This is a genomic window from Streptomyces sp. NPDC055099 (genome assembly GCF_053607685.1).
This window is the reverse complement of sequence record NZ_JBSGUA010000001.1, coordinates 227,831-249,634: the sequence shown is the minus strand read 5'-3', so window position 1 is coordinate 249,634 and position 21,804 is coordinate 227,831. Positions and strand designations below refer to the sequence as shown.

Below are 21,804 nucleotides of genomic sequence, written 5' to 3'. Positions count from 1 at the left end.
AGTGACCTGGATCACCATTAGCGTGACTCGCATCAGGTCACTGAGGCGAAGGGACGTTTCCATGGCGGCCAAAAAAATCGGAGTACTGACCGGAGGCGGCGACTGCCCCGGGCTCAACGCCGTCATCCGGGGCGTCGTCCGCAAGGGCGTGCAGGAGTACGGCTACGACTTCGTCGGCTTCCGGGACGGCTGGCGGGGTCCGCTGGAGGGTGACACCGTCCCGCTCGACATCCCGGCCGTGCGGGGCATCCTGCCCCGGGGCGGCACCATCCTCGGCTCCTCGCGCACCAACCCGCTCAAGGCGGAGAACGGCATCCGCCGCATCAAGGAGAACCTCGCCAAGCACGAGGTCGACTCCCTCATCGCGATCGGCGGCGAGGACACCCTCGGCGTCGCCGCCCGGCTCACCGACGAGTACGGCATCAATGTCGTCGGCGTGCCGAAGACCATCGACAACGACCTCTCCGCCACGGACTACACCTTCGGCTTCGACACCGCCGTGGGCATCGCCACCGAGGCCATCGACCGGCTGCACACGACCGCCGAGTCGCACATGCGGGTCCTGGTGGTCGAGGTCATGGGACGGCACGCGGGCTGGATCGCGCTGCACTCCGGGCTCGCGGGCGGCGCGAACGTCATCCTCATCCCCGAGCAGCGCTTCGACGTCGACCAGGTGTGCGCCTGGGTGACCTCGCGGTTCAAGGCGTCGTACGCGCCGATCGTCGTCGTCGCGGAAGGGGCCATGCCCAAGGACGGCGAGATGGTCCTCAAGGACGGCACGCAGGACTCCTTCGGGCATGTGCGGCTCTCGGGCGTGGGGGAGTGGCTGGCCAAGGAGATCGAGGGGCGGACGGGCAAGGAAGCGCGGACGACCGTCCTCGGGCACGTGCAGCGCGGCGGCACGCCGAGCGCCTTCGACCGGTGGCTGGCCACCCGCTTCGGGCTGCACGCGATCGAGGCCGTGCGGGACGGCGACTTCGGGAAGATGGTGGCGCTGCGGGGCACGGACATCGTGCGCGTACCGATCGCTGACGCCACGTCGAAGCTGAAGACCGTTGACCCGCAGCTCTACTCCGAGGTGGGCGTCTTCTTCGGCTGATCTCCGGTGGGCGGGTGCCCTGTGCCGCCGCTTCGCGGCGGATCTCTCCCACCCGCCCACCCGTTCCCCGCAGTGCCGATCCACCCCGTCATACCTACACTCGGCCCATGGAGATCCTCGCCTTCGGCGTGCAGGCCGACGAGAAGCCGCTGATCGAGAAGGCCTTCGCCGCGCACCACGACGTGCGCTGCCTCGACGTCTTCCTCACCGAGGACACCGCCCCCATCGCCGCCGGCTACGAGATCATCTCGACCAGCGTCAACGCCGATCTCGGCAACCGCGTCCTGCAGACACTCGCGGCGGGCGGGACGCAGATGATCGCCCAGCGCTCGACCGGCTTCAACAACATCGATCTGCTGGTCGCCGAGCGCCTCGGGATCACCATCGCCCGCGTCTCGTACTACTCGCCGTACTCCGTCGCCGAGTTCGCCTGGACCCTGGCGATGGCCGTCAACCGCCGCATCGTCCGGGCCAGCAACCGCACCCGCGACTTCGACTTCAGGCTCGACGGCCTGATGGGCCGGGATCTGCGGGGCCGCACGGTCGGCGTGCTCGGCACCGGGAAGATCGGCGAGGCGTTCACGCGGATCGCGCACGGCTTCGGGATGAGGCTGCTCGGCTGGGACGTCGCCGAGAACCCCGCGTGCGTCGAGCTCGGCATGAAGTACGTGCCCAAGGAGGAGCTCTTCGCGCAGGCCGACCTGATCAGCCTGCACGTCCCGCTGCTCCCCGCGACGCAGCACATCATCGGCGCCGACGCGCTGCGGATGATGAAGGACGACGCGATCCTGGTGAACTCCAGCCGCGGCGGCCTGATCGACACCGACGCGCTCGTCTCGGAGCTGCGCATGGGGCGCTTCGCGGGCGTCGGGCTAGATGTGTACGAGGCGGAGGCGGGGCTCTTCTTCCTGGACAAGTCCCTCGAGGCCATCGAGGACGACACCCTGGCCCGTCTGGTGACGTTCCCGAACGTCGTGGTCACCTCGCATCAGGCGTACTACACCGTGGACGCGGTCGGCCAGATCATCGACACCACGGTGCAGAACGTCCTGGACTACAAGGAGGGCCGCCGCAGCGAGAACGTGCTCGTCCCGGCGGCCCCCAAGTCCTAGGCTCCTGCGGCCGGAGACCTAGACGAGCACCCCGGAGAGCAGCTCCCGCACGATCGCCGTCCCGCGCAGCGAGAGCACCGACTCCGGGTGGAACTGGACGCCCGCGAAGCCGGGCCCCCGCAGCGCGTGCACCTCTCCGGTGGCCGCGTCCCTGCTGACCTCGATGCCGTGCGCGGCCAGTTCAAGCGACGTCTCCTCGTCGCAGTGGGCCGCGAAGCTGTTGTAGAAGCCGACCGTCTCCGGCCGCCCGAACAGATCGATCCGCGTCTGGGCGCCCTGGTAGGGGACCTCCTTGCGGACGATCTCCAGGCCCAGTTCCGCGGCCAGGAGCTCATGGCCGAGGCAGACACCGAGGACGCCGTGGCGGTGCTCCCGGATGACCTCGGCGGCCAGGGAGCGCAGGAAGGTCATCTTCGGGTCGTCGGGGTCCGAGGGGTTGCCCGGGCCGGGGCCGAGGATCAGCGGGCCCTCGTGGGCCAGGGCCGCCTCCCGCAGACCCGGCTCGTCGTAGCGGCGTACGGAGACCGTGAGGCCCGAGGAGCGGAGCAGATGCGCCAGCATCGACGTGAACGTGTCCTCGCCGTCGATCACCAGGGCGTGCCCGGTCAGCTCGGCGATCTGTTCCTGCATCCGCAGCCAGAACGGCGCGAGCCCGGCCCGTCGGCTGTCGAGGGCCGCCCGCACGCGCGGGTCGTCGGCCAGGGCGGGGCGTACGCGCTCGTCGCGGGGGCGCCCGGGGCGCACCCCGAGCGCGGTGAGCACGCCGGCCGCCTTGGCGTGCGTCTCGGCGACCTCACTGGCCGGGTCGGAGCCCCGTACGAGCGTGGCGCCGACCGGAACCCGCAGCTTTCCGTCCGCGGAGATGTCGGCGGTGCGGATCAGGATGGGGGAGTCCAGGGTCTGCGCGCCGCCCGCGTCTCGGCCGATGAGGGCGAGGGCGCCGGCGTAGTAGCCGCGCCCGCCCGTTTCGTGGCGCTCGATGACGCGGCAGGCGTTCTGCACGGGCGAGCCGGTGACGGTCGCCGCGAACATCGTCTCCTTCAGGACCTCGCGCGCGTCCAGGGACGACTTGCCGCGCAGCTCGTACTCGGTGTGCGCGAGGTGCGCCATCTCCTTGAGCCGCGGCCCGACGACGACACCGCCCATGTCGCCGACGGTGCACATCATCTTGAGCTCCTCGTCGACGACCATCGACAGCTCCTCGGTCTCCTTGCCGTCGGCGAGGAAGCCGAGCAGATCGTCCGCCGTGGGCCCTTCGGCCGGGTAGCGGTAGGTCCCGCTGATCGGGTTCATGACGACCGTCCCGCCGGACATCCGCACATGCACCTCGGGGCTCGCCCCGACCAGCGTCCGGTCGCCGGTGTGCACGACGTACGTCCAGTAGGCGCCCCGCTCGCCCACGAGCAGTCTGCGGAAGAGGGCCAGGGCGTCCGCCCTGGAGAAGCCGGGGATCTCACCCTCGTACGTACGCCGGATGACGAAGTTCGCGCCCTCGCCCCGCCCGATCTCCTCGCGAAGGACCCGCCCGACGATCTCCGCGTAGGCGTCGTCGTCGACGTCGAAGGCACCGCCCTCGACGTGCACGTCATGGCCGGGCAGCGCCGACAGGGCTTCGGCGAGCGGGAGTTCGTAGGTCGTCTCGGGGGTCAGGACCGCGAGCGGCGTGCCGTCGTCGCGTACGTCGAATCCGCGCTCCCTGATCTGCCGGAAGGGGATCAGGGCGAGGCCCTCGTCGGGGAGGTCGGCGAGCCGGTCGTACGTGCCGACTTCGCCGATCAGGACCTCGACCGTGTCGTGGTCGTGGCCGGGTGTGCGGCGGCGGAGCACGGCGAACGGGCGGTCGTCGTCGACGAGGTCGAGCAGGTGCGGGTGGGAAAGGCTGGATGGCATCGGTTCGGTTCCTTCTCACTCGGAGAGGAACGGCCACGCCCCCCGGAACCCGGTCCGGAAAACACTGAAGGCCGCCCCTCGGGCGGCCTTCGCGAGTCTCGAAACGCGCAGAGTCAGTGGGCCGCCGGATGAGCGGGCCACCACCAGTTTCGGGTCGTCTGCGCGTGCATGTCCCGCACCCTAGCGCATCATCAGGACGTCCAGGGCCTCGTCCAGATACGCGCCGAACTCGTCGAGGCCGGGCAGCGCCGACGGCACCGCGTGCCCGAGCTGCGCGTGCCCCAGATAGACCGTGTACGCGAGCAGCCCGCGACGCCGCGCCTCCGGCTCGGGGAAGCCGAGCCCGGCGAAGAGCTCGGCGACGTACGCCACCCGGCGCTCGGTGACGCGGCGCATGACCTCGGCGACCTGGGGGTGCGACGCGGTCGCCAGGAGGGCGACCTCCAGGGGGTCGGAGGTGGCCGACGCGATGGCCTCGGCGAAGAGCAGGCGGATGCGCTGCCGGGGGTCGGGCTCGGCCTCGACCTCCTGGATCGCCCCCTCGGTGTGGATCTCGGCCCAGCGGTTCAGGGCGGCTTCGATGAGCGCGTCACGGTTGGCGAAGTGCCAGTAGAAGCTGCCCTTGGTGGTGCCTAGGCGGACGGCGAGGGGTTCCACGGCGACGGCTGCGAGACCGCCCTCGCCGATCGCGGTGAGAGCGGCGTCGGCCCAGTCCTGAGCGGACAGCCGGGACTTCGCCGTGGGCTTCTTCTGCTGCCGTTGCGCCATGGCCATACGGTACCGTATGGTCGACCATACGCCAGCGTATGGAGGTACGTGATGGGCACGGTGCGCAATGAACACGAGCGTGTGATCGAGGCCCCGGCGGGGGAGGTCGGAGCCCTGCTCGACCGGCTCTCCGCCGAGGACGACCCGGTCTTCCCGACGCCGGCCTGGGCGGCGATGCTCTTCGACCGGCCACTCGGCGTGGGCGCGGTCGGCGGCCACGGCCCGGTCCGCTACAGCGTCACGGAGTACGAGCCGGGCAGGCGCGTGCGCTTCGCCTTCACCCCGCCGGACAACGGCTTCCACGAGATGTCCGTCGAGCCCCTCGGGCAGGACCGCTGCCGTGTCCGCCACGTCCTGGAGCTCCGGCCGCTCGGCAAGGACCGCCTGCTGTGGCCCGCCGTCGTCCGGCCCCTGCACGACACGATCATCGAAGAGGTCTTCGACAACTTCGAGCGGGCGGCGACGGGCGGCTGTGCCCGCCCCGTCCGGTGGTCGCCCAGGGTGCGGCTCTACAACCGCCTCATGTGGAGCCGCCCCGAGACGGTCGGGACACCCGAGGCCGCCCACCTGATCCGCACCGCCGTCGACCACCCCGGCTACGAGGACGCGTACCGCATGCGGCTGCTCCCGGGGCAGCCGCGCGACCCGCGGGCCTGGACCGGCATCCTGCGCGACGCCTTCCCCGTGATCGCGCGCGAAGGCGGCGAACTGCTCCTGGAGGTGGAGGCCGCGGGTCTGACCGCCCGCGCCTCGATCCTGGTCGACGACCAGTACGTCACGCTCAGCACCGCGGTGCGGGCCGACGCCCTGCGCAGCCGGGCCTACTGGAGCGTGGTCAAGCACGTCCACCCCTTCATGGCCCGCACGATGCTGCGCCGCACACACCGCGAGCTCGCCCTGGCGACGCCGAGCGCGGGCGAGCGGGAGCTGGAGCGCCGACGCTCGGCTGTGTCGGGTCCGTCTCACTTGGTGAGCGGGTGAATGGACGGCGGACATCACCCCGTAATGTTGTGGGGGTGACCGTGAACGCTAAGACCACCCCTAACGGTGGCAACACCTGGCGAGACCTTCCCGCGGCGCAGCAGCCTGAGTACCCCGATGCCGAGGCTCTGCGCGATGTGATCGCGGACCTCGAGTCGTATCCGCCGCTCGTCTTCGCGGGCGAGTGCGACCAGCTGCGCGCCCGACTGGCCTCCGTCGCCAAGGGAGAGGCGTTCCTGCTTCAGGGCGGCGACTGCGCCGAGGCCTTCGACGCCGTGTCGGCCGACCACATCCGCAACAAACTGAAGACGCTGCTCCAGATGGGCGCCGTCCTGACGTACGCGGCCTCCGTGCCCGTCGTGAAGGTCGGCCGCATCGCCGGGCAGTACTCGAAGCCGCGCTCCAAGGGCACCGAGACCCGCGACGGCGTGACGCTGCCGACGTACCGCGGCGACTCGGTCAACGGCTTCGACTTCAACGAGAAGGCCCGCGTCCCGGACCCCGAGCGCCTGAAGCGGATGTACAACGCCTCCGCGTCCACGCTCAACCTGGTGCGCGCCTTCACCACCGGCGGTTACGCCGACCTGCGCCAGGTGCACGCCTGGAACCAGGACTTCGTGAAGTCGTCCCCCTCGGGCCAGCGGTACGAGCAGCTGGCGCGCGAGATCGACAACGCGCTCAACTTCATGCGCGCCTGCGGGACGGACCCGGAGGAGTTCAAGACCGTCGAGTTCTACGCCTCGCACGAGGCGCTGCTCCTCGACTACGAGTCGGCCCTCACCCGCGTGGACTCGCGCACCGGACGGCTCTACGACACCTCGGGCCACATGGTCTGGATCGGTGAGCGCACCCGTCAACTGGACGGCGCGCACATCGAGTTCGCCTCCAAGGTGCGCAACCCGATCGGCATCAAGCTCGGCCCGACGACGACCCCGGAGGAGGCGCTGCAGTACATCGAGCGCCTGGACCCGGACCGCGAGCCCGGCCGTCTGACCTTCATCGTCCGCATGGGCGCCGACAAGGTCCGGGACAAGCTCCCGGAGCTGGTCGAGAAGGTCACCGCCTCCGGCGCGACCGTCGCCTGGGTGACCGACCCGATGCACGGCAACACCTTCGAGGCGGCCTCCGGCCACAAGACCCGCCGCTTCGACGACGTGCTCGACGAGGTCAAGGGCTTCTTCGAGGTCCACAAGGGCCTCGGCACGCACCCGGGCGGCATCCACGTCGAGCTCACCGGTGACGACGTCACCGAGTGCGTGGGCGGCGGCGACGAGATCTTCGTCGACGACCTGCACCAGCGCTACGAGACGGCCTGCGACCCGCGCCTGAACCGCAGCCAGTCCCTGGACCTGGCGTTCCTGGTGGCGGAGATGTACCGCGACCAGTAGGAATCACAGGTATTCCCGCACGACGCGACGGTGGGGCACGGATCCATGTGATCCGTGCCCCACCGGCGTATCGGGGCTTTTGTGGACCGGGGGTCCTGGGTAAGGTTAGGTTAGCCTCACCGATTAAACGGGATGGCGCCGCCGATCAATCCTGCCCGGGAGGTGAACCGCGTGTACGTCTGCAACTGCTTCGGAGTCACCGAGGCGCAGGTGAAGCAGCACGCGGCCGACGGTGCCTGCACACCCCGCCAGATAGCGTCCGCCAGCAAGGCGGGCACCGACTGCGGTTCGTGTGTGCGAAGCATCCAGGCGCTCCTGGGCCGGGGCACGTGCCCCCGCAGGGAGCTGGCCGACCAGGGGAAGCCTGTGCTCACCGGCGTGGACGCAGGCCTGGACACCGGTCTGGACGAGGCCGCCTAGCCCGCGCTCAGCTCTCCGGCTGCTCGATGAGCTGCGCGATGTAGAGCGGCTCGCCGAGCTTCTCGACCAGTTCGAGCTGGGTGTCGAGATAGTCGATGTGGTGTTCCTCGTCCTCCAGGATCGACTCGAAGATGTTCGCGGAAGTGATGTCTCCCTTGCCGCGCATCACCTCGATGCCGCGCTTGAGGCGGTCGATCGCCTCCGCCTCGATCTGCCGGTCGGCCTGGAACATCTCCGTGACGGTCTGGCCCACACGAACGTGGAAGAGCCGCTGGTAGTTGGGCAGGCCGTCGAGGAAGAGAATCCGGTCGGTCAGGATCTCCGCGTGCTTCATCTCGTCGATCGACTCGGACCGGGTGTACTTCGCGAGCTTGGGCCAGCCGAAGTTCTCCTGCATCTTGGCGTGGAGAAAGTACTGGTTGATCGCCGTGAGCTCGGCGGTCAGCTGCTCGTTGAGAAATTCGATGACCTCGGGGTCGCCCTGCATCGCAGAGGCTCCTTCCACGTGGTAACTGGGCAGGTTCCGCGCATCCTTGCACCGGTACGGGAGGCCGTCCAGTAAGTGCATGCTTAGTAGGAGTTGCCCCAATCAGCCGCCGACCGGCGCCGGTCGGCGGCCTCCTGGTCACGTCCACCTACCCGGGTCTGTCAGGATGGACTCATGGGTCAGTCGGCGGATCGCGCATCTCGGGAAGCAGTGGAGCCAGAGCTCCCACCGGGGCAGCGACTGCAGAGGGGCTGGCCGGTCACCCACTACGGGCCGGTGCCGAAGTTCCGCCCGGAGCGCTGGGAGTTCAGGGTTTTCGGGGCCACCGCCGACGGGGGCAAACACTGCTGGACGCACGAGGAGTTCTCGGCTCTTCCGTACGCCACGGTGGTCGGCGATCTGCACTGCGTCACGAAGTTCAGCATGCTCGGCGCCGAATGGGGCGGGGTGCCCGCGCGGGCCCTGCTGGAGATCGCACCGCCGGCGCCGGACGCCACCCATGTGATGGTCTGGGCCGAGTACGGCTTCAGCTCCAATCTGCGGATGGCCGACTTCATGGACGAGCGCACGATTTTCGCCACCCACAAAGGGGGCGAGCTGCTGACCGCGGAGCACGGATTCCCGCTGCGGCTCGTGGTGCCTCATCTGTACGCCTGGAAGGGCCCCAAGTGGGTCCGTGGCGTCGAGTACATGACCGCCGACCGCCGAGGCTTCTGGGAGGAGCGCGGCTATCACAACGTCGGCGACCCCTGGACCGAGCAGCGCTACTCGTACCAGGAAGAGCCCGGGGACGGCCCCGAGCTCTAGCCCTGTGTGACTCTTCTGCCTGGTCAGCGCGGGTGCTGAGTCAGTGGTGGTACTGGTGCACCACCGCGTGGCCCTTGCCGCGGCCGATCATCCACTTGTTGACCGGGACGGTGATCACGAAGGCGGCGGCCAGGGCGATGGCGAGGATGTACCAGAACATCGGGTCCGTCAGATGGGCGTCCATGGCTCCCGGCCAGAGCGCGATCACGCCGTTGTCGATGAACTCCATCACCGCGATGGACAGGGTGTCCGCGGCGAGCGCGACCCGGAACGCCGTCCGGAAATCGACGCCCGCCGTGAGGATGCCGCGCAGGGTCAGGGCGTATCCGAAGAAGAAGGCCAGGGTGATCGCGAGGATCATCGTCTGCACGTTCCCCCAGCCCAGCCCAGCGCGGTGCCGATGACCATGCCGAGGATCTCGCCGATGGCGCACCCGGTGAGGCAGTGGAGGGTGGCCTGAGCCGCCATGCGCCAGCTGACCTTGCCGATGCCGTGCTGCCCCGCGTGCTGGTGCCCCGTGTGCGGGTGCTCGTGGTGTCCCGCGTGCTCGTGCTCGTGATGCGCGTGCTCGGCGTGAGTGTCGTGGTCGTGCTGCATGAGAATCCCCCAACGTCGGACAACGGTTCCTGCCGCCTGGCAAGAACCGTATACCCCTAGGGGGTATTCCTCAAGGGGTTCCTGAGGTTCCTAGATGCTCCTGAGCTCCTTCAGGCGTGCCACATCCGCGGCATGCCCTTCCTTGCCGCCGGGCGTCTCGATGATCAGCGGCACGTTCTCGGTCGCGGGGTGGGTCATCAGCTCGCGGAAGGGTTCCTCGCCGATGTGACCGGTGCCGATGTTCTCGTGACGGTCCTTGTGGGCGCCGACCACGTCCTTGGAGTCATTGGCGTGCACCAGCTTCAGGCGGCCCTCGCCGACGGTGTCGACCAGGAGGTCCAGCGTCTCCTTCATGCCGCCGGGGCCGGCCAGGTCATGGCCCGCCGCGAAGATGTGGCAGGTGTCCAGGCAGACGCCCAGCTTCGGGTGGGTGTCCAGCGCGTCGAAGTACGGGCCGAAGTCCCAGGTGCGCGAGCAGAGCGAGAAACCCTGGCCCGCGGTCGACTCCAGGAGGAGGAACGGGTCGTCGTCGTGCGTCAGCTCGTCGAGCAGCGGCAGCATCCGGTCGCGCACCTGCCGCAGGGCGACGGCGCGGTCCCGGCCGCCGGTGGCGGAACCGGTGTGCACGACGACCCCGAGCGCGCCGACCGCGCGGGCCCTGCGCAGCGAGTGGCGCAGGGACTCCACGGACTTCTCCACGGTCGCCTCGGTGTGCGAACCGAAGTTGATGAGGTAGGGCGCGTGGACGTACGCGGGAATCCCCTCCGCGGCACAGGCCGCGCGGAACTCCTCGTCCTGCTTCGGATTGCCGGGCGGCGTGGCCCAGCCCCGCGGATTGGCCACGAAGACCTGGACGGCCTCGGCGCCCAGGTCACGGGCGTACGAGAGCCCGACGGAGGCGAGGCCACCCGCGACGGGGACATGGCCGCCGACGGGATTGCGGGCCAGGGGGCCGTGGGGCGGGGTGCTGGGGGAGTCGTTGCTGCTCACGCGCTCAAGGGTGGCACGAGCGCGTGAGCCTCCCGTCGACGGACCCAGAAATCAGCGGGGCAGGGGAGCAGCGGACCAGCGGGTCAGGGGTCAGCGGATCTTGATGGTGATCGTGGAACCCTTGGGGGCCTCGTCGCCGCCTTCCACGGACTGGCGCTCCACCTTGTCCCCGAAGAGGCCCAGCAGTCCGCGGTCCTCCTCCACGTCGAAGCCGACGGCCTCCAGCTCCTGTGTGGCCTCGTCGACGCTCATCCCCTCGACGTCCGGGACCTCGATCATCTCGGGGCCCTTGGACAGCGTCAGGGTGACCGTGTCGCCCTCGGCGAGCCGCTTCTGGCCCTCCCTGGGGGACTGCTCGACGACCGTGCCCTTGTCCTCGTCCGAGTGGATCCGCTTCGTCGAGATCTTGACCTTCAGGCCCAGGTCCTCCAGCTCGGAGGTCGCGTCCGCCTGCGAGTCGCCCGTCACGTCGGGGACCTCGACCTCGGGCCCCTTGCTGACGGTGATCGCGACGGCCGAGCCCGCCTTGCGCTTGGTGCCCGCCTTCGGGTCCGTGCCGATCACGGAGCCCTTGCGGATCTCGTCGCTGAACGCCTTGTTCGTCATCCCGGGAGCGAACCCGGCGTCCTTGAGCTCGTCCTTCGCCTTGGCCAAGGGGGTGCCCGAAAGGCGCGGGACCTTCACGATCTCGGGGCCCATGGAGATGGTCAGCGTCACCCCGTCGTTGTCACGGATGCGCTCGCCCGCCTCGGGGTCGGTGGCCATGACCGTGCCGCGCTTGTCGGTGTCGCTGTAGGCGCGCTTGACGTCGTTGACCTCGAGGCCCTCTTCGCCGAGGCGCTTCTTGGCCGCCGACTCGGTCTTCGCCAGGAGCGGCGGGACCTTCGTGAACTGGCCGGAGTTGATGTACCAGACACCGGCGCCGAGGCCGAGGGCCAGGAGCACGGCGGCGACCACCGCCAGCGTGCGGCGACGCGGACTGACGCCCCCGCGGCCGGGTGCGGCCGGCGGAGCGGGCGGCGGCGACGCCAGGACGCTCGTGCGGTTGAGCTGGTCCTGGTGGTGCCGGTTCTCGTCGCCGTCCGTGGGGAGCGGCAGCTGTACGGGGCGCACCGCGCGCGGAATCACGTCCGTACGGTCGTCGGAGTTGTCGCGGCCCGCGTCGCCGTGGTCCGCCGCGTGGGCCTGCGGCGGCACCGCGTCCAGTTGTTCGACGGAGAGCGCGGCGCGCGCCGTCCTGGTCTGCCCGAGGAGCGCCACCGCGTCATACGGGCGGACGTCGGGCGTGCGAGCGGTGGCGGAGGCCACGAGTTCGTCGAGCTCCACGGGGAGCCCCGGGACGACCGCCGACGGGGGCGGTACGTCCTCGTGGAGGTGTTGGTAGAGCACCTGGGCGGGCGACTCACCGGAGTGCGGCTTGGCGCCGGTCAGCATCTCGTAGAGCACGACGCCGCACGCGTACACATCCACACGGGTGTCGGCGGTGCCGTGTTCTATCTGCTCGGGGGCGAGATAGGAGACGGTGCCGAGGACCGTGCCGGTCGTGTTCGTGACGGTGTCCACCGCGCGCACGAGCCCGAAGTCGGCGACCTTGACCCGGCCGTCGTCCCCTATGAGGACGTTCTCCGGCTTCATGTCGCGGTGCACGAAGCCCGCGCGGTGCGCGGCGCCGAGCGCGGCCAGGACCGGCTCCAGGATGTCCAGGGCCGCGCGCGGCTGCAGGGCGCCGCGGTCGCGGAGCACGTCACGCAGGGTGCAGCCGGCGATGTACTCCATCGCGAGATAGACGTACGCGCCGTCGGCGCCCTGGTCGTACACCCCCACCACGTTCGGGTGCGAGAGCCGGGCGATCGACTTGGCCTCGCGGATGAAGCGCTCGACGAACGAGACGTCGGCGGCCAGCGTCGGGTGCATCACCTTGAGCGCGAGCACGCGGTCCAGGCGGGTGTCCACGGCCCGGTAGACCGTGGCCATCCCGCCGACCGCGATCCGCCCGTCCACGCGATAGCGGCCGTCGAGCACCTGCCCGACGAGCGGGTCCTGAAGGGTCGTGTCCACGCAGGGAGTCTACGAGCCACCACCGACACCGTTGCCCGCCCGGGCACGCTCGGGCCTTGACTGCAGCCGAGCTGTGACAGGCGGGCGGCGCTCAGAAGGCGGGCCGCTCCGGGTCGAGCCGGGCCATGCCCTCCACGGGCGAGGACGCCTCGGCGAAGTGCCGCCGGGGGATGCGCCCGGCCCGGTACGCGAGCCGCCCCGCCTCGACCCCGTGCCGCATGCCCTCGGCCATCAGAACCGGCTCCTGCGCCCGTGTCACGGCCGAGGCGAGCATCACACCCGCGCAGCCCAGTTCCATGGCGAGGGCCGCGTCGGACGCCGTCCCCGCGCCCGCGTCCAGGATCACCGGCACGCCCGCGCGCTCGACGATCAGCTGGAAGTTGTGCGGGTTGCGGATGCCGAGCCCGGAGCCGATGGGGGAGCCGAGCGGCATGATCGCTGCACAGCCCACGTCCTCCAGTTTCCGGGCGAGCACCGGGTCGTCGTTCGTGTACGGGAGGACCGTGAATCCGTCGTCGACCAGGGTCTCGGCGGCGTCGATGAGCTCGATGGGGTCGGGCAGCAGGGTGCGCTCGTCCGCGATGACCTCCAGTTTGACCAGGTCGGTGCCGAGCGCCTCCCGGGCGAGCCGGGCGGTCAGGACGGCCTCTCCCGCGGTGAAGCAGCCCGCCGTGTTCGGCAGGACGCGGATGCCGAGCCGGTCCAGGACGGAGAGCACCGAGCCCTGCACCCCGGGGTCAAGGCGGCGCATCGCGACCGTCGTCAGCTCCGTGCCGGAGGCGACGAGGGAACGTTCGAGCACGTCCAGGCTCGGCGCGCCGCCCGTACCCATGATCAGACGGGACGAGAGGGTGAGCCCGCCGATGACGAAGGGATCGTCTGCCATGTCGGTTCAGCCTCCTTGGACGGCGGTGAGGACCTCGACGCGGTCCCCGTCGGCGAGCGGGGTGGTGGACCACCGCGCGCGCGGTACGACGGTTTCGTTGAGCGCGGCGGCGACCCCGGACGGGGCCGCGGTCAGGGTGGCGACGAGGGCTTCGAGCGTGGTGCCCGCGGCCACGTCGCGTGCTTCTCCGTTCACGGAGACGGCGGTCACGGCTGTGTCGGACGGGAGAGTCATGCGGGCTGCTCCAGGAAACGCTGCGTGAGGGGATCGCGGACGAAACGCAGGGGAGTGAACGCCCTTGCCTCGTCAGGCAGTTCACCGGTGGTCAGGGAATGCGCGAGCACGTCGCCGGTGACGGGCGTCAGGAGGACGCCGTTGCGGTAGTGCCCGGTGGCCAGCTGCAGGCCGGGGAGCGCGGTCGGGCCGAGCAGCGGCGCGTTGTCGGGGGAGCCGGGGCGCAGGCCCGCGCGGGTCTCCGTCAGCGGCAGTTCCGTGATGCCGGGTACGAGCTCGTGGGCGTCCCGCAGCAGCTCGTACACGCCGCCGGCCGTGACCGTCGTGTCCCAGCCGAGTTCCTCGCTGGTCGCGCCGACGACGAGCTCGCCGTTCTCGCGCGGCACCAGGTAGACGTGGCTGCCGCGCACCACGGCGCGCACGGTGCGGCTCAGGAACGGCGCGAGACGCCGCGGCACGGTCAGCCGCAGCACCTGGCCCTTCACCGGGCGCACGGGCGGCAGGACGCCCTCCGGGACTCCGGCGAGGCGCCCGCTGAGGCTGCCCGCGGCGAGCACGGTCTGACCGGCCTCCAGGGCGGTGCCGTCGGCGACGACGACTCCGGTGGCCCGGTCGCCCGTCACCGAGAGGCGCTCCGCCCACGCGTGGTGGAAGACCACGCCGGCCCGCTCGCAGGCCACCAGGAGCGCCGCGGCGAGCCTGCGCGGGTCGACCTGGTGATCGCCGTCGACCCGAAGGCCGCCGCGCACGCCCGGCGCGAGCATCGGTTCGAGGCGCCGGCACTCGCGGCCGCTCAGCCATTCCGACGCGAGCCCCGACTGCTCCTGAAGGGCGTGCAGCTCCCGCAGATGGGCGCGGTCGTCGGAGTCCAGCGCGACGGCGAGCGTGCCGCACGCGCGGTAGCCGAGGTCGCGGCCGCTCGCCTCCGTCAGCTCGGCCGCGAACTCGGGATAGCGCCGCGCGGAGGCCAGATTCAGGCCGAGCAGCGTCTGCTCCCCGTAGTGCAGCTCGGTGACGGCGGCCAGCATGCCCGCGGCGACCTGCGCCGCGCCGCCGCCGGGCTCGGGGTCCACGACCGCGACGGACAGGCCGCGCTGCGCCGCCCGCCAGGCCGTGACCAGGCCGATGATGCCGCCCCCGACGACCAGGACGTCGCTCGTGTCCGTCGTACGGGGTGGTGTTCGTGGATGCATGGGTGTCCAGCCCCTCCCTTCGCCGGCATGACCCGGATCAGGTTCGTACGGTCGGAGGCCGTCCAGCCTCCCTCTCAGCCCGGTGCGTCCGGGCTCCCGCGAGTGCTCTGCACGGCAACCCTAGCCCTTGGCGCCCCGGCGTAGGTAGGGCGGCCGGGCGGTCAAGGGCAGTGACGGTGTGTCAGAGATCTCGCCGTCGCGCCCTGAGGCGCGCCTCGTCCGCCGTCCTAGAGTGATCGGGTGAGTGAGCAGCGGAGGCAGGAAGAATCAGAAGGGGCGCGAAGCTCTTTGGAGGGGTGGCGGCGGGAGACGGGCGGGCGGGTCGTCGTCGTGGGCGCGGGGATGGCCGGGGTGCAGACCGCCGTGGCCCTGCGCGAGCAGGGGTTCGCCGGTGCGGTCACCCTGATCGGCGCGGAGCCCCACCAGCCGTACGACAGGCCGCCGTTGTCCAAGGCCGTGCTGCTCGGCAAGGCGGAGGGCTCCGCCTTCGACGTCGACTTCGAGGCGCTGGGCATCGAGCTGAGCCTGGGCCACGAGGTCACGGGCGTCCGCCCGGCGGACCACGAACTGGACACCGCGAGGGGGCCCGTCCCCTACGACGCCCTGGTCATCGCCACCGGCGCCGAGCCGATCCTGCTCCCCGGGGCCTCCGGAGTGCCCGGCGTCCATCTGCTGCGCACGCTCGACGACGCCGAGCGGCTGCGACCCGTGCTCGCCGGGCAGCACCGCATCGTGGTCGTCGGCGCGGGCTGGATCGGCGCCGAGTTCGCGACCGCGGCGCGCGAGGCGGGCTGCCAGGTCACCGTCGTCGAGGCCGCCGAGCGCCCGCTCGCCGGAGCGCTGCCCGCGGAGGTCGCCGCCCCGATGACGGCCTGGTACGCCGACTCCGGAACCGAACTGCGCACCCACGCGCGCGTGGACCGCGTCGAGCCCGGCAGCGTCCACCTGGCCGACGGCACCCGGCTGCCCGCGGACGCGGTCGTGGTCGGCATCGGCGCACGCCCCGCCACGGGCTGGCTCGCGGACTCCGGCATCGCCCTGGGCGCCCACCGGGAGGTCCTCGCCGACGACCACCTGCGGACGTCGCAACCCGATGTGTACGCGGTCGGCGACTGCTCCTCCTTCCCTTCGGGAAGGTATGGCGAGCGTCTGCTCGTCCACCACTGGGACAACGCGCTCCAGGGCCCGCGCACGGTGGCGGCGAACATCATCGGCGATACCCCTTCGGCGTACGACCCGGTCCCGTACTTCTGGTCGGAGCAGTTCGGCCGCTTCGTCCAGTACGCGGGCCATCACGCGTCCGCCGACGAGCTGGTGTGGCGCGGCGACCCGTCGGGCGCGGCCTGGAGCGTGTGCTGGCTGCGGCAGGGGGTTCTGGTGGCCCTTCTCGCGGTGGGCCGTCCCAGGGACCTGGCGCAGGGCCGCAAGCTGATCGAGGCGGGCGCCCGGCTCTCCGCCGAGCTGGCCTCGGACCCCGCGGTTCCGCTGAAGAAGGCACTGCCGGCGTAGCGGTGCCGCCGTCACCGGGGGCTCTGACCGGCCGCTGTCGGTGCCCGGCGATACCCTTGTTCCCGTGACCGAGATTGACGCAAAGACCGATGCTCTCGTCCCCGAGTGGCTCCACCTTCCCGACATCGCAGAAATGCTCGACGTCGAGGTGACGCGTGTGCGCCAGCTGGTCAAGGAGGGCCAGCTGATCGCCGTACGCCGTGGTGAGAACCGCGCGCTTCAGGTGCCGGCCGCCTTCATCGACGGCGACAAGGTCGTCAAGGGCCTGACCGGCACCCTGACGCTCCTGAAGGACGACGGCTTCTCCGACGAAGAGATGCTGGAGTGGCTCTTCACTCCCGACCCCACCCTGCCCGGCACCCCCGCGCAGGCCCTGAGCGAGAATCGCGGCACGGAGGTGAAGCGCCGCGCCCAGGCGCTCGCCGTCTGACCGAAACGGAAAACCGTTGCGTACGGACCGCGGGTCCCCGGGGGCCCGCGGCCCGTAGGCCACCGACGACCGGGGGGACCTTTCCATGGCCACCAAGCCTGCCCGCGAGCAGCTCGCCGACGCCCGCCTCTACCTGTGTGTGGACGCCCGCAAGCGCCAGGGAGACCTCCCCGAGTTCCTCGACGCCGTCCTCGCCGGCGGCGTCGACATCGTGCAGTTGCGCGACAAGGGCATGGAGGCGGCCGAGGAACTCGACCACCTCCAGGTCTTCGCCGACGCGGCCCGCCGGCACGGCAAGCTCCTCGCGGTGAACGACCGCGCGGACGTCGCGCACGCCATCGGTGCCGACGTGCTGCACCTGGGCCAGGACGACCTGCCCGTGCCCGCGGCCCGCGCCGTCCTCGGCCAGGACGTGCTCATCGGCCGCTCCACGCACGCCGAGAGCGAGGCCGCCGCCGCGGCCACGCAGGACGGCGTGGACTACTTCTGCACGGGGCCCTGCTGGCCGACCCCCACCAAGCCCGGCCGGCACGCCCCCGGACTCGACCTCGTCCGGTACACGGCCTCGCTGGGCGCCGACCGCCCGTGGTTCGCCATCGGCGGCATCGACGCGGACAACCTCGACGAGGTGCTCGAAGCGGGCGCCCGCCGGGTCGTCGTCGTACGGGCGATCACGGAGGCGGACGATCCGGGCGCGGCGGCCGCCGACTTCGCGAAGCGGCTGCGTACGGCCTGATCGGCGATCTTCGGCCAACCTTCGGCGACGCTGTCCGCAGGGTGGACGGGGATTGGCCGGTAGCGGTGCCCCGTAGCTAACCTGCCCGTATGGCCCTAGGCACTGCTTCCACCAGAACTGATCGCGCACGCACCGTGCGCGACATGCTCGCGACCGGCAAGACGACGTACTCGTTCGAGTTCTCGGCGCCGAAGACCCCGAAGGGCGAGCGGAACCTGTGGAACGCCCTGCGCCGGGTCGAGGCGGTGGCCCCCAGCTTCGTCTCCGTGACGTACGGAGCGGGCGGGTCCACACGCGCGGGCACGGTCAAGGAGACGCAGCAGATCGTCGCCGACTCGACGCTCACGCCGGTCGCCCATCTCACCGCGGTCGACCACTCCGTGGCCGAACTGCGCAACATCATCGGGCAGTACGCGGACGCCGGCATCAGGAACATGCTCGCGGTCCGCGGCGACCCGCCCGGCGACCCCCTCGCGGACTGGGTCAAGCACCCCGAGGGCCTCACGTACGCCGCCGAACTGGTCCGACTGATCAAGGAGTCCGGTGACTTCTGCGTGGGCGTCGCGGCCTTCCCCGCGATGCACCCGCGCTCGGAGGAGTGGGACACCGACGTCCGGCACTTCGTCGACAAGTGCCGCGCCGGCGCCGACTACGCGATCACACAGATGTTCTTCTACCCGGAGGAGTATCTGCGCCTTCGTGACCGGGTCGAGGCCGCGGGCTGTTCGACTCCGATCATTCCTGAGATCATGCCGGTGACGAACGTGCGGATGCTGGAGCGGCTGCCCCAGCTCAGCAACGCTTCCTTCCCCCCGGCGCTCAAAGAGCGCATCCTCACAGCCAAAGACGATCCGGCGGCTGTACGCTCCATTGGCATCGAGTTCGCGACGGAGTTCTGCGCGCGACTCCTTGACGAGGGTGTGCCGGGGCTGCACTTCATCACGCTGAACAACTCCACGGCGACGCTGGAAATCTACGAGAATCTGGGTCTGCATCACCCGCAGACCTGACCGGTCGTACCCCTGGGGGCGGCGGCCGCGGGGAGAGGGGCGTACATGGGCTGGACGGTCCTCTACATCGCGTTCGGATGCGTCGCGCTGTGGCTGCTGGGCGAAGTGCTGCTGCAGTACAAGGCGCGGCTGCGCTGGCGGCTGCTCGCCTTCGGCGGCTTCCTCGGCGTGGTCATCGGCGTGCTGCTGCCGTCGGTGATCGTCATCGGTGCGGGCGCGATCGCCTTCGCCACGGGACAGACGTACGTGACGCTGTCCTTCCGGCGGGGCTTCTCCACCGGCTGGGCGCTCGGCGGCCAGCCCGGCCTGAGCAAGCGCCGCAAGACGAATCCGCGGGGCGCGGAAGTCTCCCAGGAGCCGACGCTGCAGGTCTCCGACCTGGAGTACGAGGCGTCGGGCCCGGCAGGACCGCCGCCCGAGGCCCCTCCCGGCGGCGGGGTCTACGCCCCGGAGCCGATGCCCGACGACACCGGCCAGTACGGCGTCTACAGCGACGACGCGTACGCGCAGCAGCAGTCCGCCCAGCAGCAGTCCGCCCAGCAGGACAGCGGCTACGGCTACGACACGTACGCCACCGCGGGCTATGACCCCCAGCAGCCCTACGCGTACGGCGAGACGGGGCAGCAGCAGTACGCCGCGTACTCCGACCCGTACATCGGGACGCAGTCCTACGGCGGCCAGCAGAGCTACGACGCCTACGCCGACCAGCAGCAGTACGCGCCCTATCCCGCCGCCGATCCCTACGGCAGCGGTGACGGGACGTACAACGAGACGCCGCCCGGCGGGGTCTGGGTGCCCCAGCAGCGCAGCGTCGAGGACCCCTACGGGCAGTACGGCGGCGAACTCCCGCCCGAGCAGCCGTACCCCTACCAGGGCGAGCAGGCCCAGGGGAACGGCTACGACGCGGGCTACAACGAGCAGTACCGCTACTGAGTTCGCGGGACCGGGGTCCTGCTCACTGCGAGCCCCGGAACTCCGGTCCCTCCACGATCAGTCCGGCGACCAGCGTGCCGGACATGCCCGCGTGCGGAAGGCCGCCGCCGGGATGGGACCAGCCGCCGGCCGCGAAGAGCCCGGGCAGCCGCGTGCTGTTGGCCGGGTGAAGCAGCCGGCCCTCTCCCGCCGCGAGGGACGGGGGCGGGACCGCGCCGCCGTCCGCGCCGGTGGCCTCCGCGATGTCGGCGGGGGTGCGCACCTCGTGCCACCGCAGGCGGTCCCGCAGTCCGGGCAGCACGGCTTCGGCACGGTCGAGCAACCGCTCCACGTCCGCTTCGGTGACCTCCGTGTGCGCGGGCACGGTGGCCGTCAGGGTGACCGCCTCGTGCCCCTCGCCGGGCGTGAGCGCCGGGTCGGCCGGGCGCAGCACCGTGAGGGTGGGGGCGGCGGGCAGCCCCGGGCGGTCCCCGAAGAGCCGGTCCAGCTCGTCCCGGCGGTCGGGGGTGTGCAGCACCGTGCGGTGGGGCGTGCCGTCCGGCCGCGCTCCGGTCAGCGCCAGGAAGATCATCAGGCGGCTGGGAAGACCCGAGCGTGCCTGGATCTCACCCTCCGCCCGTATGTTCACACCGGAACCGCCGGGCATGCCGGATACACCGGACAACAAGCCGTCCAATGCGCCGGGCGCGACCCCCGCGACCACGAAGTCCGCCTCGTGCGCCGTCCCGTCGGCGAGCTCGACGCCCGCCGCGCGGCCGTCCTTCTCGATGATCCGGGTGACCGCGGAGTCGAACACGAACTCGACGCGCCGGGCCAGACACCGCTCGTACACGGCGCGGGCGAGCGCGCGCACCCCGCCGCGCACGGACCAGGCGCCGAAGGTGTGCTCCATGTAGGGCAGGACGGCCGCGCTCGCCGGGGTCGCACGGGGGTCCAGTCCGCACCCGAGGGCGTACTGCTCGAGGAGCGCCAGGAGGCGTGCGTCGCCGCCCAGTTCGAGCTCGCCGACCTCGGTGAGGGTCTTCGCGCGCCGCTCGCGCCGCAGGAGGCGCTTGTGCGCCACCGCGGGGTAGGGCTCGCGCTCGGCGAGCACCTGCCAGTTCGGCCAGAGGGGCTCTTCCAGGAGGGGGCGCCGGGTGCGGTCCCACGCCTCACGGGCGCGGTTCATGTATGCCGACCAGCGGGCGCCGGCGCCGCTGCCGATGGCCGCGTCGAGGGCCTCACCGACGCCCGCGCGCGAGGCGTTCGGCAGGTCGGCCGTCGTGCCGTCCGCGAAGACGTGCCGCACGGCGGGCTCCACCTGGGACAGCTCGACGCACTTCTCCAGCGGTTCCTTGCCCGTCTTGACGAACAGGTCGCGATAGACGGCGGGGAGCTGCAGGAGGCCCGGGCCCGTGTCGAAGGCGAAGCCGTCCCGCTCGAAGCTGCCGAGCGCGCCGCCGTACGTCCCCGACCGCTCGTGGACCACCACCCGGTGGCCCGCGACGGCCAGCCGGGCGGCCGCCGTCATCGCGCCCATCCCGGCGCCGATCACCACAATCCGTGCCATGCCAGGGACTTTATCGGCCGCCACCGACAGTCACGCCGGGAGCCCTCAGTCCGGCGGCCGGCCCGAGCGCGCCGCCAGCTCCTTCTCCTCGCGCCGCTGCGCCCTGCGCCGCAGGAACCGCCGGATGCGCGAGATCAGGAAGTACAGCAGGATCAGGCCGAGCACCAGCAGGACGGCCGCGATGACCGCCGCCGCCTCCGGGTGGAACATCGCGAACGTGACGATCCCGGCCACGCCGAGATCCTCCGCCGTGCTCACGATGACGTTGCTGAACGGCTCCGGCGAGCTGTTGATCGCCATCCGCGTCCCGGCCTTCACGCAGTGGCTCGCCAGCGCCGTCGAACCGCCCACCGCGCCCGCGGCCAGGTCGGGGAGCGAGCCGCTCTGCCCGGCGAGCAGCGCGCCCACCACGGCGCCGGACACCGGCCGGATCACGGTGTGCGCCGTGTCCCACACCGAGTCGACATAGGGGATCTTGTCGGCGACGGCCTCGCAGGCGAAGAGGACCCCGGCGGCGATCAGCACGTCAGGACGCTGCAGCGACTCCGGGACCTCGTCGGTGATACCGCTCGCGCCGAAGAGACCGAGCAGCAGGACAACGGCGTACGCGTTGATCCCGCTCGCCCAGCCGCTGGTGAAGACCAGGGGGAGTACGGACACGGACGCGATCGTAACCAGTCGGGAACGACCCGGCCTGGGGATGAGTGCCCAGGTCTGAGTATCCGTA

At 71.1% G+C, this 21,804-nt stretch carries 22 protein-coding genes, 1 pseudogene and 1 riboswitch; of the genes and pseudogenes, 11 read left to right on the top strand and 12 right to left on the bottom strand.

The window, feature by feature from the left end; genetic code table 11:
• The first annotated feature begins 61 nt into the window (after positions 1-61).
• Both ACWFRU_RS01120 and ACWFRU_RS01115 read left to right on the top strand, forming a co-directional pair.
• The gene (locus ACWFRU_RS01120; RefSeq protein ID WP_453683656.1) at positions 62-1,099 is read left to right on the top strand and encodes a 6-phosphofructokinase; all 1,038 of its coding nucleotides are present in this window, start codon (positions 62-64) and stop codon (positions 1,097-1,099) included.
• A gap of 107 nt (positions 1,100-1,206) precedes the next feature.
• The gene (locus tag ACWFRU_RS01115; RefSeq protein WP_453683655.1) at positions 1,207-2,211 is read left to right on the top strand and encodes a 2-hydroxyacid dehydrogenase; all 1,005 of its coding nucleotides are present in this window, start codon (positions 1,207-1,209) and stop codon (positions 2,209-2,211) included.
• An 18-nt stretch (positions 2,212-2,229) separates the two neighbouring features.
• Here the strand turns inward: ACWFRU_RS01115 and ACWFRU_RS01110 are convergent, their stop codons facing one another.
• From ACWFRU_RS01110 to ACWFRU_RS01100, 3 genes are all read right to left on the bottom strand, one after another.
• Positions 2,230-4,101, bottom strand: coding sequence for an anthranilate synthase family protein (locus tag ACWFRU_RS01110; RefSeq protein ID WP_453683654.1), 1,872 nt, complete (start codon positions 4,099-4,101; stop codon positions 2,230-2,232).
• Positions 4,102-4,214: 113 nt separating this feature from the next.
• Positions 4,215-4,271 (bottom strand): trp operon leader peptide, encoded by a 57-nt coding sequence (locus ACWFRU_RS01105; RefSeq protein ID WP_351162541.1) that lies wholly within the window; start codon positions 4,269-4,271, stop codon positions 4,215-4,217.
• A 10-nt stretch (positions 4,272-4,281) separates the two neighbouring features.
• Positions 4,282-4,875: a TetR/AcrR family transcriptional regulator gene (locus ACWFRU_RS01100; RefSeq protein ID WP_453683653.1), complete on the bottom strand. Its 594-nt coding sequence runs from the start codon at positions 4,873-4,875 to the stop codon at positions 4,282-4,284.
• Between the two features lie 45 nt (positions 4,876-4,920).
• Here ACWFRU_RS01100 and ACWFRU_RS01095 point away from each other — a divergent pair, with 45 nt between their 5' ends.
• From ACWFRU_RS01095 to ACWFRU_RS01085, 3 genes are all read left to right on the top strand, one after another.
• On the top strand, positions 4,921-5,850 hold the full coding sequence (locus tag ACWFRU_RS01095; protein WP_453683652.1) for a DUF2867 domain-containing protein: 930 nt from the start codon (positions 4,921-4,923) through the stop codon (positions 5,848-5,850).
• Positions 5,851-5,885: 35 nt separating this feature from the next.
• Positions 5,886-7,238, top strand: coding sequence for a class II 3-deoxy-7-phosphoheptulonate synthase (locus tag ACWFRU_RS01090; RefSeq protein ID WP_453683651.1), 1,353 nt, complete (start codon positions 5,886-5,888; stop codon positions 7,236-7,238).
• Positions 7,239-7,400: 162 nt separating this feature from the next.
• Positions 7,401-7,658 (top strand): (2Fe-2S)-binding protein, encoded by a 258-nt coding sequence (locus ACWFRU_RS01085; protein ID WP_453683650.1) that lies wholly within the window; start codon positions 7,401-7,403, stop codon positions 7,656-7,658.
• A gap of 7 nt (positions 7,659-7,665) precedes the next feature.
• Here ACWFRU_RS01085 and bfr read toward each other — a convergent pair whose 3' ends face one another.
• Positions 7,666-8,145 carry a bacterioferritin gene (gene bfr, locus ACWFRU_RS01080; RefSeq protein WP_363208257.1) on the bottom strand — a complete coding sequence of 160 codons (480 nt, stop codon included), beginning with the start codon at positions 8,143-8,145 and terminating at the stop codon, positions 7,666-7,668.
• Positions 8,146-8,319: 174 nt separating this feature from the next.
• Between bfr and ACWFRU_RS01075 the strand changes: the two genes are divergently transcribed.
• Positions 8,320-8,952, top strand: a complete 633-nt coding sequence (locus ACWFRU_RS01075) for a sulfite oxidase-like oxidoreductase (protein WP_453683649.1) — start codon at positions 8,320-8,322, stop codon at positions 8,950-8,952.
• 40 nt (positions 8,953-8,992) lie between these two features.
• Here the strand turns inward: ACWFRU_RS01075 and ACWFRU_RS01070 are convergent.
• The 6 genes and pseudogenes from ACWFRU_RS01070 to thiO all read right to left on the bottom strand — a co-directional run bounded on the left by ACWFRU_RS01070 (position 8,993) and on the right by thiO (position 14,910).
• Positions 8,993-9,549, bottom strand: a pseudogene (locus tag ACWFRU_RS01070) (DUF4396 domain-containing protein).
• A gap of 90 nt (positions 9,550-9,639) precedes the next feature.
• Positions 9,640-10,539, bottom strand: coding sequence for a deoxyribonuclease IV (locus ACWFRU_RS01065; protein ID WP_453683648.1), 900 nt, complete (start codon positions 10,537-10,539; stop codon positions 9,640-9,642).
• A gap of 90 nt (positions 10,540-10,629) precedes the next feature.
• Positions 10,630-12,597 (bottom strand): Stk1 family PASTA domain-containing Ser/Thr kinase, encoded by a 1,968-nt coding sequence (gene pknB, locus ACWFRU_RS01060; protein ID WP_453683647.1) that lies wholly within the window; start codon positions 12,595-12,597, stop codon positions 10,630-10,632.
• Positions 12,598-12,688: 91 nt separating this feature from the next.
• The gene (locus ACWFRU_RS01055; RefSeq protein WP_453683646.1) at positions 12,689-13,483 is read right to left on the bottom strand and encodes a thiazole synthase; all 795 of its coding nucleotides are present in this window, start codon (positions 13,481-13,483) and stop codon (positions 12,689-12,691) included.
• A gap of 6 nt (positions 13,484-13,489) precedes the next feature.
• Complete coding sequence (thiS, locus tag ACWFRU_RS01050; protein WP_365822760.1) at positions 13,490-13,717, bottom strand: sulfur carrier protein ThiS; 228 nt, start codon at positions 13,715-13,717, stop codon at positions 13,490-13,492.
• Positions 13,714-14,910: a glycine oxidase ThiO gene (gene thiO, locus ACWFRU_RS01045; protein WP_453683645.1), complete on the bottom strand. Its 1,197-nt coding sequence runs from the start codon at positions 14,908-14,910 to the stop codon at positions 13,714-13,716. The genes thiS and thiO overlap by 4 nt, the downstream gene beginning before the upstream one ends.
• Positions 14,908-15,020: riboswitch (TPP riboswitch) on the bottom strand. (Overlaps the previous gene by 3 nt.)
• 130 nt (positions 15,021-15,150) lie before the next feature.
• Between thiO and ACWFRU_RS01040 the strand changes: the two genes are divergently transcribed.
• The 5 genes from ACWFRU_RS01040 to ACWFRU_RS01020 all read left to right on the top strand — a co-directional run bounded on the left by ACWFRU_RS01040 (position 15,151) and on the right by ACWFRU_RS01020 (position 19,528).
• Positions 15,151-16,419 (top strand): NAD(P)/FAD-dependent oxidoreductase, encoded by a 1,269-nt coding sequence (locus ACWFRU_RS01040; RefSeq protein WP_453683644.1) that lies wholly within the window; start codon positions 15,151-15,153, stop codon positions 16,417-16,419.
• A gap of 64 nt (positions 16,420-16,483) precedes the next feature.
• Positions 16,484-16,849, top strand: coding sequence for an Rv2175c family DNA-binding protein (locus ACWFRU_RS01035; RefSeq protein WP_363208251.1), 366 nt, complete (start codon positions 16,484-16,486; stop codon positions 16,847-16,849).
• An 85-nt stretch (positions 16,850-16,934) separates the two neighbouring features.
• On the top strand, positions 16,935-17,585 hold the full coding sequence (gene thiE / locus ACWFRU_RS01030; RefSeq protein WP_453683643.1) for a thiamine phosphate synthase: 651 nt from the start codon (positions 16,935-16,937) through the stop codon (positions 17,583-17,585).
• 89 nt (positions 17,586-17,674) lie between these two features.
• A complete protein-coding gene (metF, locus tag ACWFRU_RS01025; RefSeq protein WP_453683642.1) occupies positions 17,675-18,595 on the top strand; it encodes a methylenetetrahydrofolate reductase [NAD(P)H] in 921 nt (306 codons plus the stop codon).
• Between the two features lie 45 nt (positions 18,596-18,640).
• The gene (locus tag ACWFRU_RS01020) at positions 18,641-19,528 is read left to right on the top strand and encodes a hypothetical protein (RefSeq protein WP_453683641.1); all 888 of its coding nucleotides are present in this window, start codon (positions 18,641-18,643) and stop codon (positions 19,526-19,528) included.
• Positions 19,529-19,550: 22 nt separating this feature from the next.
• Here ACWFRU_RS01020 and ACWFRU_RS01015 read toward each other — a convergent pair whose 3' ends face one another.
• Together ACWFRU_RS01015 and ACWFRU_RS01010 are read right to left on the bottom strand one after the other, a co-directional pair.
• Entirely contained in the window at positions 19,551-21,077 is a 1,527-nt protein-coding gene (locus ACWFRU_RS01015; protein ID WP_453683640.1) for a phytoene desaturase family protein, read from the bottom strand.
• A 45-nt stretch (positions 21,078-21,122) separates the two neighbouring features.
• Complete coding sequence (locus ACWFRU_RS01010) at positions 21,123-21,737, bottom strand: DUF4126 domain-containing protein (protein WP_453683639.1); 615 nt, start codon at positions 21,735-21,737, stop codon at positions 21,123-21,125.
• Between the last annotated feature and the right edge of the window lie 67 nt (positions 21,738-21,804).